Origin of the sequence: Sphingopyxis sp. 113P3 (assembly GCF_001278035.1) — a bacterium.
Taxonomy (GTDB): Bacteria; Pseudomonadota; Alphaproteobacteria; order Sphingomonadales; family Sphingomonadaceae; genus Sphingopyxis.
Map to the genome: position 1 here is coordinate 604,681 of NZ_CP009452.1, position 14,791 is coordinate 619,471.

The 14,791-nt window shown below is 63.2% G+C and carries 18 protein-coding genes; 10 read left to right on the top strand and 8 right to left on the bottom strand.

Annotation, left to right across the window (positions count from 1 at the left end; all coding sequences use genetic code 11):
- The first annotated feature begins 11 nt into the window (after positions 1-11).
- Positions 12-1,025 (top strand): inorganic phosphate transporter, encoded by a 1,014-nt coding sequence (locus tag LH20_RS02795; RefSeq protein WP_053552914.1) that lies wholly within the window; start codon positions 12-14, stop codon positions 1,023-1,025.
- 12 nt (positions 1,026-1,037) lie between these two features.
- Here the strand turns inward: LH20_RS02795 and rimO are convergent, their stop codons facing one another.
- Positions 1,038-2,408, bottom strand: coding sequence for a 30S ribosomal protein S12 methylthiotransferase RimO (rimO, locus tag LH20_RS02800; RefSeq protein ID WP_053552915.1), 1,371 nt, complete (start codon positions 2,406-2,408; stop codon positions 1,038-1,040).
- A 97-nt stretch (positions 2,409-2,505) separates the two neighbouring features.
- Between rimO and LH20_RS02805 the strand changes: the two genes are divergently transcribed.
- Positions 2,506-2,832 (top strand): DUF423 domain-containing protein, encoded by a 327-nt coding sequence (locus tag LH20_RS02805; protein ID WP_053552916.1) that lies wholly within the window; start codon positions 2,506-2,508, stop codon positions 2,830-2,832.
- Between the two features lie 10 nt (positions 2,833-2,842).
- Here the strand turns inward: LH20_RS02805 and LH20_RS02810 are convergent, their stop codons facing one another.
- Together LH20_RS02810 and surE are read right to left on the bottom strand one after the other, a co-directional pair.
- Entirely contained in the window at positions 2,843-3,895 is a 1,053-nt protein-coding gene (locus LH20_RS02810; protein ID WP_053552917.1) for a potassium channel family protein, read from the bottom strand.
- A gap of 224 nt (positions 3,896-4,119) precedes the next feature.
- Positions 4,120-4,884 carry a 5'/3'-nucleotidase SurE gene (surE, locus tag LH20_RS02815; RefSeq protein ID WP_053552918.1) on the bottom strand — a complete coding sequence of 255 codons (765 nt, stop codon included), beginning with the start codon at positions 4,882-4,884 and terminating at the stop codon, positions 4,120-4,122.
- Between the two features lie 219 nt (positions 4,885-5,103).
- Here surE and LH20_RS02820 point away from each other — a divergent pair, with 219 nt between their 5' ends.
- Positions 5,104-6,045, top strand: coding sequence for an IS110 family transposase (locus LH20_RS02820; protein ID WP_053552601.1), 942 nt, complete (start codon positions 5,104-5,106; stop codon positions 6,043-6,045).
- A 90-nt stretch (positions 6,046-6,135) separates the two neighbouring features.
- Here the strand turns inward: LH20_RS02820 and serS are convergent, their stop codons facing one another.
- Positions 6,136-7,410, bottom strand: a complete 1,275-nt coding sequence (gene serS, locus LH20_RS02825; RefSeq protein WP_053552919.1) for a serine--tRNA ligase — start codon at positions 7,408-7,410, stop codon at positions 6,136-6,138.
- Positions 7,411-7,687: 277 nt separating this feature from the next.
- Here serS and LH20_RS23675 point away from each other — a divergent pair, with 277 nt between their 5' ends.
- The 4 genes from LH20_RS23675 to LH20_RS02845 all read left to right on the top strand — a co-directional run bounded on the left by LH20_RS23675 (position 7,688) and on the right by LH20_RS02845 (position 10,249).
- Positions 7,688-8,608, top strand: coding sequence for a hypothetical protein (locus LH20_RS23675; RefSeq protein WP_235527091.1), 921 nt, complete (start codon positions 7,688-7,690; stop codon positions 8,606-8,608).
- Positions 8,609-8,611: 3 nt separating this feature from the next.
- Complete coding sequence (locus LH20_RS23680; RefSeq protein WP_200905421.1) at positions 8,612-8,782, top strand: hypothetical protein; 171 nt, start codon at positions 8,612-8,614, stop codon at positions 8,780-8,782.
- Positions 8,783-9,313: 531 nt separating this feature from the next.
- Positions 9,314-9,775: an RNA polymerase-binding protein DksA gene (gene dksA / locus LH20_RS02840; RefSeq protein ID WP_053552920.1), complete on the top strand. Its 462-nt coding sequence runs from the start codon at positions 9,314-9,316 to the stop codon at positions 9,773-9,775.
- Positions 9,776-9,859: 84 nt separating this feature from the next.
- A complete protein-coding gene (locus tag LH20_RS02845; RefSeq protein ID WP_053552921.1) occupies positions 9,860-10,249 on the top strand; it encodes a PilZ domain-containing protein in 390 nt (129 codons plus the stop codon).
- Between the two features lie 51 nt (positions 10,250-10,300).
- Here LH20_RS02845 and LH20_RS22690 read toward each other — a convergent pair whose 3' ends face one another.
- Positions 10,301-10,459 (bottom strand): YdcH family protein, encoded by a 159-nt coding sequence (locus LH20_RS22690; RefSeq protein ID WP_079637089.1) that lies wholly within the window; start codon positions 10,457-10,459, stop codon positions 10,301-10,303.
- Positions 10,460-10,554: 95 nt separating this feature from the next.
- Here LH20_RS22690 and LH20_RS02850 point away from each other — a divergent pair, with 95 nt between their 5' ends.
- The 3 genes from LH20_RS02850 (at position 10,555) to LH20_RS02860 (ending at position 12,046) form a co-directional block, all read left to right on the top strand.
- Positions 10,555-10,782, top strand: coding sequence for a DUF465 domain-containing protein (locus LH20_RS02850; protein ID WP_053552922.1), 228 nt, complete (start codon positions 10,555-10,557; stop codon positions 10,780-10,782).
- 90 nt (positions 10,783-10,872) lie between these two features.
- Positions 10,873-11,343: a DUF1465 family protein gene (locus tag LH20_RS02855; RefSeq protein WP_053552923.1), complete on the top strand. Its 471-nt coding sequence runs from the start codon at positions 10,873-10,875 to the stop codon at positions 11,341-11,343.
- Positions 11,344-11,539: 196 nt separating this feature from the next.
- The gene (locus tag LH20_RS02860) at positions 11,540-12,046 is read left to right on the top strand and encodes a hypothetical protein (RefSeq protein ID WP_235527093.1); all 507 of its coding nucleotides are present in this window, start codon (positions 11,540-11,542) and stop codon (positions 12,044-12,046) included.
- 332 nt (positions 12,047-12,378) lie between these two features.
- On the opposite strand, the gene LH20_RS02865 is transcribed toward LH20_RS02860, so the two are convergent.
- From LH20_RS02865 to LH20_RS02875, 3 genes are all read right to left on the bottom strand, one after another.
- A complete protein-coding gene (locus LH20_RS02865; protein ID WP_053552601.1) occupies positions 12,379-13,320 on the bottom strand; it encodes an IS110 family transposase in 942 nt (313 codons plus the stop codon).
- Between the two features lie 79 nt (positions 13,321-13,399).
- Positions 13,400-13,600: a hypothetical protein gene (locus LH20_RS23880; protein WP_053552924.1), complete on the bottom strand. Its 201-nt coding sequence runs from the start codon at positions 13,598-13,600 to the stop codon at positions 13,400-13,402.
- A gap of 115 nt (positions 13,601-13,715) precedes the next feature.
- Positions 13,716-14,780, bottom strand: a complete 1,065-nt coding sequence (locus tag LH20_RS02875) for a ribonucleotide-diphosphate reductase subunit beta (protein ID WP_053552925.1) — start codon at positions 14,778-14,780, stop codon at positions 13,716-13,718.
- Positions 14,781-14,791 lie beyond the last annotated feature (11 nt).

Genomic DNA, 14,791 nt, shown 5'->3' on the forward strand with positions numbered 1-14,791 from the left:
GGGCGCTTACCATGCACGAACTGGCATTTCCCCTTCTCGCTGGCCTCGTCGTGCTGGCGTTGGCGTTCGACTTCCTCAATGGACTGCACGACGCGGCGAACAGCATCGCGACGGTCGTTGCGACGCGGCTGCTGCGGCCGGTCCAGGCAGTGCTGTTCGCGGCTTTCTTCAATTTCGCCGCCTATTTCCTCAGTCTCGCATTCCCTGCGCTGCACAAGGTCGCCGAGACCATTGGTGCTGGACTGATCGACAAGGATCTGGTGACCCCTGCGGTCGTGTTTGGCGCGCTGGTCGGCGCGATGTTCTGGAACATAGTCACCTGGCTGAAGGGCATTCCCTCATCTTCGAGCCACGCGCTGGTCGGCGGCGTGGTCGGCGCGGGCGTCGCGCACGCGGGGTTCGAGGGCATCCAGTGGGCGGGGCTGAACAAGACCGTCATTGCGATCTTCCTGTCGCCCATGCTGGGGATGCTGCTGTCGATGCTGGTCATGCTGGCCAGCAGTTGGGCGCTGCGGGGCGTGACCGCGAAATTCGCCGAGCGCAGCTTTCGGACGCTGCACCTTTTCTCCTCGGCCGCCTACTCGCTCAGCCACGGGCTCAACGATGCGCAGAAAACGATGGGGATCATCGCGGTACTTCTTTATTCGACCGGCTATATGACGGGCGAATTCCATGTGCCGCATTGGGTCGCCTTTTGCTGCTACATCGCGATCGCCTTCGGCACGCTGTCGGGCGGATGGAAGATCATCGAGACGATGGGGGGACGCATCACGAAGCTGTCGCACCATCAGGGCTTCGCTGCGTCGACCGGTGGCTCGATCATGGTATTCACCGCGAGCTTGCTCGGTATTCCCGTCTCGACGACGCATACGATCACCGGCAGCATCATCGGCGCGGGCGTCGCGCGGCGCGCAAGCGCGGTGCGCTGGGGCGTCGCGGGGAACGTCGTCGCGGCCTGGTTCATCACCATTCCCGCAAGTGCAGTCGTCGCCGCGCTCTTCTACTCGTTGACGCGCCTTTTCTGACGGGCAGGCGCTTTACGCCGCGATCACCCCGAACAGATCATGCTCATCGGCGTCCTCGATCTCGACGTCGACGATATCGCCGGCCTTCAGCGTCTCTGCAACGTCGCGAAGGTAGACATGGCCGTCGATCTCCGGCGCATCGGCCTGGCTGCGGCCGGTGGCGCCGATACTGCCATCTTCGTCAGCCTCGCCTACCTCGTCGATGATCACGGGCAGGGTCCGGCCGATCTTGGCCTGGAGCTTGGCGGCGCTGATCGCGGCGGTCTTTTCCATGATGCGCTGATAGCGCTCTTCCTTGACCGCCTCAGGTACCGGGTCGGGCAGGGCGTTCGCCTGTGCGCCCGCGACCGGCTCGAAGCGGAAGGCGCCGACTCGGTCGAGCTGCGCTTCGTCGAGCCAATCGAGAAGATATTGGAAATCCTCCTCGGTCTCTCCGGGGAAGCCCACGACGAAGCTCGAGCGGATCGCGAGGTCGGGGGCGATGGCGCGCCAGCTTTTCAACCGTTCAAGCACCTTGGCTTCATTGGCAGGGCGCTTCATTGCCTTCAGCACCCGGGGGCTCGCGTGCTGGAACGGGATATCGAGGTAGGGGGTGAGCAGGCCCTCGGCCATCAGCGGGATCACTGCTTCGACGTGGGGGTAGGGGTAGACATAGTGGAGGCGAACCCAAGGGGCACGGCCTTCCGACGTCCGGAGCTCTCCAAGGTGCCGCGCAAGATCGGTCATGTGGGCGCGAACCTCGGCGCCGTGCCACTGGCGGCTTTCGTGCTTTAAGTCGACGCCATAAGCCGAGGTGTCCTGGCTGATGACCAAGAGTTCGCGCGTTCCGGCCGCCACAAGCTTTTCAGCCTCGCGCAGCACCGCATCGACGCGGCGCGACACCAGCTTTCCACGAAGATCGGGGATGATGCAGAAGGCGCAGCTGTGGTTGCAGCCCTCGCTGATTTTCAGATAGCTGTAATGCCGGGGCGTGAGCTTAAGTCCGCCCTCGGGCACCAGATCGACGAAGGGGCCCTGCGTCGGCGGCGCGGCTTCGTGAACTGCATCAACGACCTGCTCATATTGATGCGCGCCGGTGACCGCGAGCACCTTCGGGAAGCGCGCACGGATCGCCTCGGCCTCATTGCCCATGCAGCCGGTAACGATGACGCGGCCATTCTCTGCCATCGCCTCGCCGATCGCCTCGAGGCTTTCTTCCTTCGCCGAATCGAGGAAGCCGCAGGTATTGACCAGCACGACGTCGGCGCCGGCATAGTCGGGCGAAAGGCCGTAACCATCGGAGCGCAGCTTGGTCAAAATGCGTTCGCTGTCGACCAGCGCCTTCGGGCAGCCGAGCGACACCATGCCGACTTTCGGCTGGGCGGGAAGAGTCTTGGTTGTCATGATTGGGCGCGCCCTTAGTCGATTTTGCAGCGCTTGTCACGCACGGCGCGCGGCGGCATGCAGGAGCGGAGATCTACGAAAGAGAGGGTTAGACACGATGCTGGGCATGTTGGCAGCAATTTCCGCGGCGCTGGCCGTGGCGGCGGGGGCCTTTGGTGCGCATGGTGCCTCGGGCGAACAGGAGGCCGACTGGCTGCGCACCGGCGGTCTCTATCAGTTGCTTCACGCGGTTGCGGTGCTCGCGATCATGGCCAATGCGCGCGGACCGGCGATCGTGCTGCTTGCCGGCTCCGCACTGTTCGCTGCCACCCTCTATGTGATGGCGCTCGGCGGGCCGCGGTGGCTGGGGGCCGTCACGCCGGTGGGAGGCGCGCTGCTGATTGCCGGATGGCTCTGGGCTGCCTGGCTGTTCTGGCAGGACTAGCGCCGGGATTTCAGGGCGTAGCCTCGCGGGGGGTGCAGCGCACGACTTCGACGACATGGTCGCCCGCCTGGAGCCGCTTTGCCTCGTCTTCCCAAAAGCCATAGGGTTTGCCGTCGCGGTAGATGCGAAGACCGCGGCCGCCGGTGACAAGCTGCTCGAGGCTGCGTCCGACCTCTTCGTCGCTGACTGGCCGCTCAACGAGCTGAACGCGCCCCGCGATGCCCGCGAGGTCGGCCATATAGTCGGCCACATGCGCCCCCTCGGCCGATCCGGCGAGCAGCAGGCCGGTAAAGCTGACCGGGTTGATGACGTTATTTGCGCCCGCCTGGCGTGCCAGCAGCTCATTGTCCTGTGCGCGAATCACGACACTGATCGGGACATTCGGCGAGAGATGCCGGACCGTGAGGACTATGAGGATCGACGTGTCGTCGCGGCCCGCGGACACGAGCACCGAGCGCGCCTGTGCAATGCGGATATGGATCAGTGTATCGTCGTTCGAGGCGTCGCCCTCGAGCACGTTGCAGCCCAGATGCTCGGCGGCATTGATCCGCCCGCGCGCCTGGTCGATGACGACGATCCTCGCGGGGTCGGTTCCGCGCGCGATGAGTTCCTTGACCGCTTCGCTGCCGCTGACGCCGAAGCCGAGGACGACGATATGGTCGGTGAGCTTTGCCTGGATGCGGGCCATGCGCCATTTTTCCCATGTGCGTTTGAGGACGAATTGATAGGCGGTGCCGATGAAGATGAAGAGCACGGCGATGCGGATCGGCGTCACGATCACAGCTTCCATCAGCCGCGAACGGTCGGACACGGGGGTGATATCCCCAAAACCTGTCGTCGTCACCGAGATCATCGTGAAATAGACGACGTCAAGGAAGCTGACATCACCGTCGTAAAGGTCCTGAAGCCCCTCGCGGTCGCTCCAGTGGACGAGAACGACGATGCCGATCAGCAAAAAGGCGACGCCGAGCCGCGTCGCGAGGTCGGCCCACACTGGCCAGCGCGTCGCGCGGCGCAGCACATCGAATTGCCGCTGGACGCTTTTGCTCAATCGCCTTGCCATCGCGCGCCATGGTGGGGGCAGTCGCTTCGCCGGGTCAACTGCTTTCGATCGACGAGGAGAAATGATCCTCGCCGCTGCGGCGCAAGGTGCCCACGGCCAGGGCCCGCGGTGGGTCCAGGCCTGTCAGCACTTCTCTCGCCCCTCCAGCGCCTTTTGCGGGTCCGGCCTATGGGCGACACGGGGAATATGGGGGGCGCCCCTGGCCGGCGACCCCGCCCCTGACCCTAACTTTCATACGCGCTGCGCAACGCGGCGAGCGAGGCGTCGTGGGTGAGGTCGAGCTGGAGCGGCGTCACCGAGACATAGCCATCGTCGATCGCCTCAAGATCGCTGTCGTGCCCCAGCGAATGTTCGATGCCGTGGAGGCCGAACCAGTAGTAGGTGTAGCCGCGCGGGTCGGTGCCCTCGACGATCGAGCCGCGGCCGTAATCGTGGAAGCCCTGCCGCGTTACACGGATGCCGCGCACCGCGTCGGCGGGGAGGGCGGGGAAGTTGATGTTGATGAGGGTGCGCGGGGTCATGGGCGCCTTGAGCAACGGCGCGAGCACCTTCGCGCCCCATGCTTCTGCCGCGCCGAACGGCACCGTGTCGCCCATGCCCTCGCGCGCATAAACCTGGCTCAAGGCAATGGCGGGAATCCCTGCAAGTGCGCCCTCGATCGCCGCCGAGACTGTGCCCGAGTAAGTGACATCGTCACCGAGGTTGGCGCCGCGGTTGACGCCGGAGAGGACGAGGTCGGGGCGTTCGGGCATCAGTTTGCCGATCGCGATCATCACCGAATCGGTGGGGGTGCCGGTGCACGACCAGCGCCGCTCGCCATGTTGGCGAACGCGCACAGGCTGCGAGAGCGTGAGCGAATGGCCCGCGCCCGACTGTTCCTCGGCAGGTGCGCAGACCCAGATATCGTCGCTGAGCTGGCGTGCGATCGCTTCGAGCACCGCGAAACCGGGGGCGTGATAACCGTCGTCGTTGGTGAGAAGGATGCGCACGATAGTCTCTTTCTTGTCTTATGACTTTTCTGGCGGTTGTGGGCATTAAGGGCTGCCCGATCCGGGGTGGCCACCCCGGATCGGGCGGAAGGGGATGGATCGAAGTTGTCTCGGTCGTGGAGGACCGTCGATTAGTGTGATCACCCCTTTCTTTTCCACCAGACCTGGACGGAAACCAGGGCTTCGGGCCCGGATGACAAGAGTAGGACAGCGGAAAAGATGGACAATCCCATACCCCAAACCATCGGCATCGACATCTCAAAAGCGACCCTTGATGTATATGCCCATCCTGCAGGCTGCGAGCGGCAATTCACCAATACCGCCAAAGGCCACAGGGAGCTGATAGATTGGCTCGGGCAATGGCAGATCGATCGGATCGCCTATGAGGCTACTGGCGCATACCACCGACAGCTCGAGCAGGCTTTATCGGACCTGCCATGCGTCAAGCTCAACCCGGCTCGCGCACGGCGGTTCGCCCAAGCGATAGGCACTCTCGCCAAGACGGATAAGATTGATGCGGTGATTCTGGCCCGTATGGCGACGACGCTCCAGCCTCCCGTACGCCCGGCAAATACGCCCAAGCAAGCCAAGCTCGCCGAATTGATCAGCGCTCGCGATGGCTTGGTCCGTGATAAGATCGCGCTTCAAAATCAAGCGAAGAACCTGACGCTACCTCTCCTCAAGCGTCAGCACAAAAAGCGCCTGGATCAGATTGAGCAGCATATCAAACAGGTCGATGTCGAGCTTGCGACGATCATTGCTGCTGACGCAGAGTTGGCGCGGCGGCACGAAATCATCTCCAGTATTGCCGGGGTAGGCACACGTACCGCCGACCAGTTGGTCGCAACCATGCCAGAGCTAGGAGCACTGGATCCTAAACAAGTCGCTTCCCTTGCAGGCCTGGCTCCCGTCGCCCGTCAATCGGGGCAATGGAAAGGGCGCAGTTTTATTCAAGGGGGACGGGCCAATGTAAGACGTGCGCTTTACATGCCGGCCCTCGTTGCCGCCCGCTACAATCCAGATCTCAAAGCAAAATATCAAAGCCTCATCGCGTCCGGAAAACCGGCAAAGGTCGCTGTGGTCACACTTATGCGCAAGCTCATCGTCATGGTCAACGCGCTGATTAAAGCCGACCGCCTATGGGTTGAAAAACGGGCTTGATCACAACGGAAACTATTCGCTGTGGGCCGCCCCGCTCTCCTCGAACTTGCCCCGCTTATCACACGGTTGAGCCAAAGCAGGCGGTAGGGGTCAGGGCGTCAGCCGCGTAATCCCGCCCATATAGGGGAGAAGCGCCTCGGGAATGTCGACGCTGCCGTCGGCTTGCTGGTAGTTTTCGAGGATCGCGACGAGGGTGCGCCCAACGGCGAGTCCCGAGCCATTGAGCGTATGGACGAACTCGGTGCCCTTGGCGCCCTCGCGGCGGAAGCGAGCGTTCATGCGCCGCGCTTGAAAATCGCCGCAGTTCGAGCAGCTTGAAATCTCGCGGTAGCTGTTCTGTCCCGGCAGCCACACTTCAAGATCGTAGGTCTTGCGCGCAGCAAAGCCCATGTCGCCCGCGCAAAGCAGCATCTTGCGATAGGGAAGTTCGAGCGCCTCAAGGATCGCCTCGGCCGCCCGGGTCTTGCGCTCAAGTTCGGCGTCGCTGTCCTCGGGGCGGACGATGGAGACCAGTTCGACCTTCCAGAACTGATGCTGGCGGATATAGCCCCGCGTGTCGCGGCCTGCGGCCCCGGCCTCCGACCGGAAGCAGGGGGTGAGGCCGGTCATGCGAATCGGCAAATCGGTTTCCGCCAATATTTCCTCGCGCACCGCATTGGTGAGACTCATCTCGGAGGTCGAGATCAGCCACATTCCATTGGTGGTCTGGAACAGGTCCTCGCGGAACTTGGGGAGCTGCGCAGTCCCGAACGCTGCGTCGTCGCGGACGAGAAGCGGGGTCGCGCACTCGCTGTAGCCTGCCTCGTTGGTCTGCTTGTCGAGCATGAACTGGCCGAGCGCGCGTTCGAGCCTTGCCATCGGACCTTTGAGAAAGGCGAAGCGGGCTCCCGACATTTTTGCAGCGGTTTCGAAGTCGAGCCCGAGCGCGGGGGCAAAATCGGCATGTTCCCTGGGCTGAAAGTCGAAGCTCCGCGGTGTGCCCCAGCGCGAAATCTCGACATTGCTTTCCTCATCCTCCCCTTGGGGCACGTCGGGCGCAGGCAGGTTGGGGAGCGCGGCCAGGCTATCCTGCAGCGCGGCGAGCTGCTCGCGCTCGGCGGCTTCCTGTTCAGGAAGCCGCTGTTTGAGGGCTGCGACTTCGGCCTTCAGCGCCTCGGCGCTCTTCTTGTCGCCCTTCGCCATCGCCTGACCAATCGCCTTTGATGCTTCATTGCGCCGTGCAAGCGCGGCCTGCATTTCGGTCTGCAGCGCGCGGAGCGAGGCATCGGCGGCCAGAATTTCGGTAGACAAAGGGCCGAGCCCGCGGCGGGCGAGGCCGGCGTCGAACGCTTCGGGGTTTTCCCGGATCAGGCGGATATCGTGCATGGCCGCGCTATGGCGGTGCGGGGCGGACGGTGCAAGCGCGACGTTGCTGTTCCGCGCTCGCTGAGCGGTGGAAGCTCGCAGCGCGAAACGCCGAGCGATGGGCGATGACAATGGGGCGGCGCCTCTCTGCCCCGCGGGCGGCATTGGGCCCTCTGCTTCAGCGCGTCGCGGCCGCGAGGATCAAGCCAGAGGCATGAAAAAAGGGCCGCTCCGTAGAGCGACCCTCGATTGACGGCCCCATGCCCCCCACCGGGCCGTCAGCACATCTTATGCGGCCTTGCTTTTCGCGCTGTTGCGGTTCGCCGTGCGGCGGCGCACGACGAGCGCGGCAGCGGCGGCGCCGAAGAGGAGCATCATCGGCGGAGCGGGCACCGGGGTCGGATCGCCCGACGAGCCGCCGCTGCTGCCGCCCGAGCTCGACGACGAGGATGAGGAAGACGAGGAACTCGAAGACGAGCTGCTGCTCGACGACGAGGACGAGCTGCTCGTGCTCGCACCGAAGCTGCTGCTGCCGCCAGTTGCACCCGACGAGGTCGAGCTCGACGATGAAGACGACGACGAAGATGAGGAGCTCGAGGAGGAACTGCTGCTCGACCCGCCCGAGGAGGATGACGAGCCGCCGTGGGACGAGCTGCCGCCGTGCGACGAGGAGCCGCCGTGCGAAGAGCTGCCGCCCCAGCTCGAGCTTCCACCCCAGCTTGAGCTACCGTGGCCGTGCGAGCTGCTGCCGCCCGATGAAGAGGAACTCGACGAGGACGAGGAGGAAGAGGACGAGCTCGACGACGAGCTGCTGCTCGACGACGAAGAGGTCGAAACGCCCCCCGTTGAGGTGCTGACCCCGCCCGTCGAGGTCGAAACGCCACCCGTCGAGGTCGAAACGCCCCCGGTGGAGGTGCTGACCCCGCCGGTGGATGTGCTCACGCCCCCCGTGGAAGTCGAGACGCCGCCCGTGGACGTCGATGTGCTGACCCCGCCAGTCGAGGTGGAGACGCCGCCCGAGGTACTGCTCGTCGATGTGCTGACGCCGCCGGTGGTTGTCGAGGTGACGACGACGCTTCCGCTGCTTCCCCCGCTGCTGCCTCCGAAGAAGCCCCCGAAGAAGCCGCCGCCGAATCCGCCGCCAAAGCCGCCGCCAATCACCGTGACTCCGGCGCCGCCGCCACCTTCGAAACCACCGCTGGGTGGGAAGGGCGCATAGGGGATGGGCGGCAGCGGGATCGTTTGGGTGACGACCTGTGTCTGCGGGGTCGCGGTGCGGATCACGCGCTTCGTGGTGACGACGCGGCGGACTCGCTTGACCTTGCGCTTCGCCGCGTGGCGCTTGCGCACGACCTTCTTGGTGCAGGGCTGGCACGAGGGCGCTTTCGAGTAGGCAGCGGCCGGTACATCTGCGACCTGCATCGCGCCGCTGCCGATAATCGCGCCGCCGCACGTGCAGGCGCAAAGCTTGGCGAGAGCCATTCGGACAGACATAGGTTTCTCTCTTTTCTCGTTGCTAGGCGGCGCGACACCCCATCGCGGCACCTGCTTGCCCTTCGGCTAGCGGCAAAAGGCCAAAGCTTTGTGAACGCGACAATTGCGTTAACCGCGTTTGATTGTCCGAGAGCGGGAATTGGAGAGCGGAATCAACCTGAATGATCCCTTGTGTCCCGAAACGGAACGGAAAGACCCGAATTTCGGCCAATGGTTAACCGTGGCCGCTTGGGAAGCCCGAGAAATCACATTGTCCGAAGGGGGCGGGGGCCGGCGAGAATCGGTCCCGCGGTTCAGCCGTGCTTCAGCCCCATCTTCTATCAGCAGCTTAGGCGCTTGTATCGCAACCGGTGGCTCGGTATAGGCGCGGCGCAATCCCTCGGACCGTCACACGGCGGCCAGGCGAGAGGAAAGGACGCGAAAAGCCGCTATGCCAACCCAGATTGCCGATGTTGGTGCCGACGCGCTTCGCCAAGCCAAATCCAATCTCGATTCGGACTATATTCCCAGCGAAGACGAGCCGTTCATGAATGAGCGGCAGCAGGAATATTTTCGCGGCCTGCTGCTCGCTTGGAAAAAGTCGATCCTGTCCGAAGCCGAATCGACGCTGGCGCACTTGCAGGATGGCCCCTTGCGCGAACCCGACCTTGCCGACCGCGCCTCCAGCGAGACCGACTGGGCGATCGAGCTTCGCACGCGCGATCGCCAGCGCAAGCTGATCGCTAAGATCGACGCTGCGATTCGCCGCATCGATGAAGGCGAATATGGCTATTGCGCGGTAACCGGGGAGCCTATCTCTCTCGCGCGGCTGCAGGCACGGCCGATTGCGACGATGACGCTTGAGGCGCAAGAGAGGCACGAGCGCAACGAGCGTATCTCGCGCGAAGACTGACCGCCGTCTCGGCCCATTTACGTTTCTGCAAGGGCTCGCTTTTAGGGTCGCCCTCTCGAAACTTTGGGTGCGGGAATGGGGCGCATGGAATCGCGGATACCGGAAACACTCGACGAACAGGTGGCTGCGCTGTCGCGCAGCTCCGATCGCGACAGCCTGTTTCTCCAGGCGAACCTCGTCCTTCCTGGGGTCGAGGGTCCTGTGACGGTACGCGTGCGCAATCTGTCCGTCGGCGGTATGCTCGCCGAAGGCCCTGCCAAGGTAACGCAGGGCGGCACCGTCGAGGTTGAACTTCGCAATGTCGGCATGGTGCCCGGACGCATCGTATGGGTCGGCGAGGGTAAATTCGGCATCGCCTTCGACCGCCCGGTCAATCCGCAGGCGGTGCGCCGTCAGGTGGTTTCGAAACCCGATCTTCCGCCGCATCTGCAGCGATTGGGGCTCAATCGGGGCCCCGTCTACCGCCGGCGCTGACGCTATCCGCGAAAGGGAAGCGCCAGCGGAGGCGGCAGGGACGCGCGCCGGTCAGTTGACCGCGAGCATCTCTTCTTTGATTTTAAGCTTCTGCTTTTTCATCTGCGCCAGCAGGGCCGCATCGGGGGCGGGGCGCCGTTCTTCATTCGCAATTCTCGCATCGAGGTCCGCGTGACGGGACTTCAGGGCGGAAAGGTGCGAAATGCTCATTTGCCATTCTCCTTTTCGACTCGATTGGCGCTCATGAGTAAATCATGAATTGCGGCGAATGTCGTGGCGATTCGCTCATCCGGTCCCCGTTGCGGATGGGCCGTGATCGTGGCAGGAGGAGGGGCGTGAACCCCGAAGACATCGCCCAGCGCCTTGAACTGCTCCGCGTCGAGCACCGCGACCTCGATGCTGCGATTATCGCACTCAGCGAAGGCCCGGTCCCCGACCAGCTCCAGCTCGCCCGGCTCAAGAAAAAGAAGCTGCGCTTGCGCGACGAGATCGCGTGGTGCGAGGACCAGATCATCCCCGACATCATCGCCTGACCGACGCGAATTCAAAACGGGACGCGTTGTCCCTCACAAAAATGGTTAGCGGCGTTGCGATCTGGCGCGTGCCCGTGCCATCGTCCCCGCATGACCAGAGGGGGCTCCGATCATCTGCCAGCCACATCGCCCGTGCAGCGCGCGCAAGTGGAAAATCTCTATGTCGAGGCGATGCTGCTTGCCGATGAGGCGCATTCGGCCTTTTCGGCCGCGCGTGATTTCGGCGCCGGGCGCAGCGACAGCCTGCTTCAGCTGAGCCTCGCCTGCGAATCGCTGAAGACCACGACGCGGCTGATGCACATCATCGCCTGGCTGCTTCACCGCCGCGCGATGATCGCGGGCGATGCGGGCGCGGGCCCGCACGACAGCGCCGCGCGCATCGGCGAACCGATCCCTGCCGACTGGGCGGTGTGCGCGGCCTTCGAACCGAATATTGGCCGGATTATTGCAGCAAGCGAGCGCCTCTTCGAGCGTATCGCGGGACTTGAGGCAGGCTGGAACGCTGCCGAACCCGCCCAGCCGGTGCAGGCGATGCTCCAGCAGCTCGCGGCGCGCCTTTAAGAAGCGCGGCGCTTATCCTTCACTGTGGGGCGGCGGTGGGAGTGCAGCGCCCCCTGGCAGATGCCCGATCAGGCACGCCCCTATGCTTGCCGTTCCTGCGCCAGCGCTTTGAAGCCGACCATGTCGCGGCTGCGGTGTCGGCAGGATTGCCTTCCATGCTGGCGCTGCCGCAGCGCCGTACCTATGTGTGCTCGTGATGACCAATCGGGACCGACAAATCATCGTGATCGCGGCGCTGAAGGCAAAGCCGCTGTTGGCCGGGCAGGCGCTGAGCGCGCTCGTCTTTTTCGCCATCGCTGCCAGGGAGGCGATCCCGGTTGCAGCTGACGGTGCGGCGGCGATGTTCCGCGCTGTGCTCTTCGGCGAGATAGCGGCAAGCGCGGCGATGCTTGCGGCCTTGCTTGTCTTCTGGACCTGCCTGCAGCTCTGGCGCCATCGCGAGGCGTGGATCTTTCATGACGGCGTACGGCTCTATCGCGCCTCTGGCCTGTCGTGGCCGCTCGAGGCAATTCGCGATGTGGTGATCGAACGCAGCAGTCTTGGTTACTCGTCGCTACGGCTGGTTGTCGACGACGACAGCGAGACGACGCGCGAGTTGGTGATGCTGCCCCTGCTTGACGGCACACCCGAGGCGGTGCGCGGCGGCGTGCTGTTCGCCGCGGCCCGCGTGGGCGCGGTGCCGAGCGGGGTTATGGTGAACTAATCCGACCCGGCGTTCGCGCTGCCACTGGGACCCTGCCTCGTCGCCGGTGGGCGCGCCCTGCCGGTTGGAAAATCCGCCCGCGCGTCATGCGCGGGCGCGGCGACTTGCACCTGGGCAAGATCTCGGCCGACACGCGGGTCGAGGGTCGGGCGCGTGAGCTTAAACTGAAAACCCGCCCTTGTTTCGCCGGTTGGACCCCGCCGCCAGAACCTTCTTGCCTGTCGGTGTGAGCGTCCATTTCGCACCTTGTGGCGCAACGAGGCCCAATGCGACGAGTTCGTCGCGAATCGGATCGCTTGGAAGCTGGGGACGGCGGTTAGTTTCCGTTGTGATCAAGCCCGTTTTTCAACCCATAGGCGGTCGGCTTTAATCAGCGCGTTGACCATGACGATGAGCTTGCGCATAAGTGTGACCACAGCGACCTTTGCCGGTTTTCCGGACGCGATGAGGCTTTGATATTTTGCTTTGAGATCTGGATTGTAGCGGGCGGCAACGAGGGCCGGCATGTAAAGCGCACGTCTTACATTGGCCCGTCCCCCTTGAATAAAACTGCGCCCTTTCCATTGCCCCGATTGACGGGCGACGGGAGCCAGGCCTGCAAGGGAAGCGACTTGTTTAGGATCCAGTGCTCCTAGCTCTGGCATGGTTGCGACCAACTGGTCGGCGGTACGTGTGCCTACCCCGGCAATACTGGAGATGATTTCGTGCCGCCGCGCCAACTCTGCGTCAGCAGCAATGATCGTCGCAAGCTCGACATCGACCTGTTTGATATGCTGCTCAATCTGATCCAGGCGCTTTTTGTGCTGACGCTTGAGGAGAGGTAGCGTCAGGTTCTTCGCTTGATTTTGAAGCGCGATCTTATCACGGACCAAGCCATCGCGAGCGCTGATCAATTCGGCGAGCTTGGCTTGCTTGGGCGTATTTGCCGGGCGTACGGGAGGCTGGAGCGTCGTCGCCATACGGGCCAGAATCACCGCATCAATCTTATCCGTCTTGGCGAGAGTGCCTATCGCTTGGGCGAACCGCCGTGCGCGAGCCGGGTTGAGCTTGACGCATGGCAGGTCCGATAAAGCCTGCTCGAGCTGTCGGTGGTATGCGCCAGTAGCCTCATAGGCGATCCGATCGATCTGCCATTGCCCGAGCCAATCTATCAGCTCCCTGTGGCCTTTGGCGGTATTGGTGAATTGCCGCTCGCAGCCTGCAGGATGGGCATATACATCAAGGGTCGCTTTTGAGATGTCGATGCCGATGGTTTGGGGTATGGGATTGTCCATCTTTTCCGCTGTCCTACTCTTGTCATCCGGGCCCGAAGCCCTGGTTTCCGTCCAGGTCTGGTGGAAAAGAAAGGGGTGATCACACTAATCGACGGTCCTCCACGACCGAGACAACTTCGATCCATCCCCTTCCGCCCGATCCGGGGTGGCCACCCCGGATCGGGCAGCCCTTAATGCCCACAACCGCCAGAAAAGTCATAAGACAAGACAGACCCTCGAGGCAGGCGCGCTGGGGTTGGCTGAGGATCAGCAATTTCGCTTTGGGCTTCTTCTCGGTCATGTGTGGCCTTCGGCCCTTTCCAGCTGGCTGCCGCGGCGTCCTCTCGCACCCGCTCCAACCAGCGGGAATCCGGGCACTTTCAATGCCGATCCCGATGGGAGGAGCTTAACGGCGCTTACTCTGCCGCGATGCCGGCCTGTTTGAACATATCCTCGCCGTCGCTTTCGGCTTCAAGAGAAGGAGCGCCGTCGTCATTGGCCTTCGCTTTCTTGCGATTGTCGAAGCTCTGCCAGACGGTGTTCCAGTCGCCGCGGGTCGCAGCCTTCGAATATTCGGTGGCGCGCGTTTCGAAGAAGTTCGCATGTTCGACGCCATTGAGGAGCGGCGCAAGCCAGGGCAGGGGGTGCTCGTCGATCATGTAGATCGGCTGGAATCCAAGCTGGCCGAGGCGCCAGTCGGCGATGTAGCGAATGTAGCGCTTGATCTCCTTGGGAGTCATGCCGGGGACGGGTCCCTGTTCGAAGGCAAGGTCGATGAAGGCGTCTTCGAGCCGCACGGTCTTTTGACAGCAGTCGATGATATCCTCGCGCACGCTCTTGGTCAGGCAGTCGCGTTCCTTGACGAAGGCGTGGAACAACCGGGTGATGCCCTCGCAGTGCAGGCTTTCGTCGCGCACCGACCAGCTGACGATCTGGCCCATGCCCTTCATCTTGTTGAAGCGGGGAAAGTTCATAAGCATCGCGAAACTGGCGAAGAGCTGAAGCCCCTCGGTAAAGCCGCCGAACATGGCAAGTGTGCGCGCGATATCCTCGTCGCTGTCGACGCCGAACGTGCCCATATAATCGTGCTTGGCACGCATCTCGTCATATTCGAGGAACATGCCATACTCGCTTTCGGGCATGCCGATCGTGTCGAGCAGGTGGCTGTACGCCGCGATATGAACCGTCTCCATATTGCTGAATGCAGTCAGCATCATCTTGATCTCGGTCGGCTTGAACACGCGGCCATATTTGTCGTGGTAGCAATCCTGCACCTCGACGTCTGCCTGGGTGAAGAAGCGGAAGATCTGGGTCAGGAGGTTGCGCTCGTGGTCGCTGATCTTCTGCGCCCAGTCGCGGCAATCCTCGCCCAGCGGCACTTCTTCGGGCATCCAGTGGATCTGCTGCTGGCGCTTCCAAAAATCATAGGCCCAGGGATATTCAAAGGGCTTGTAGGTCTTGCGGGCTTCCAACAAAGGCATCGGTTTATCCT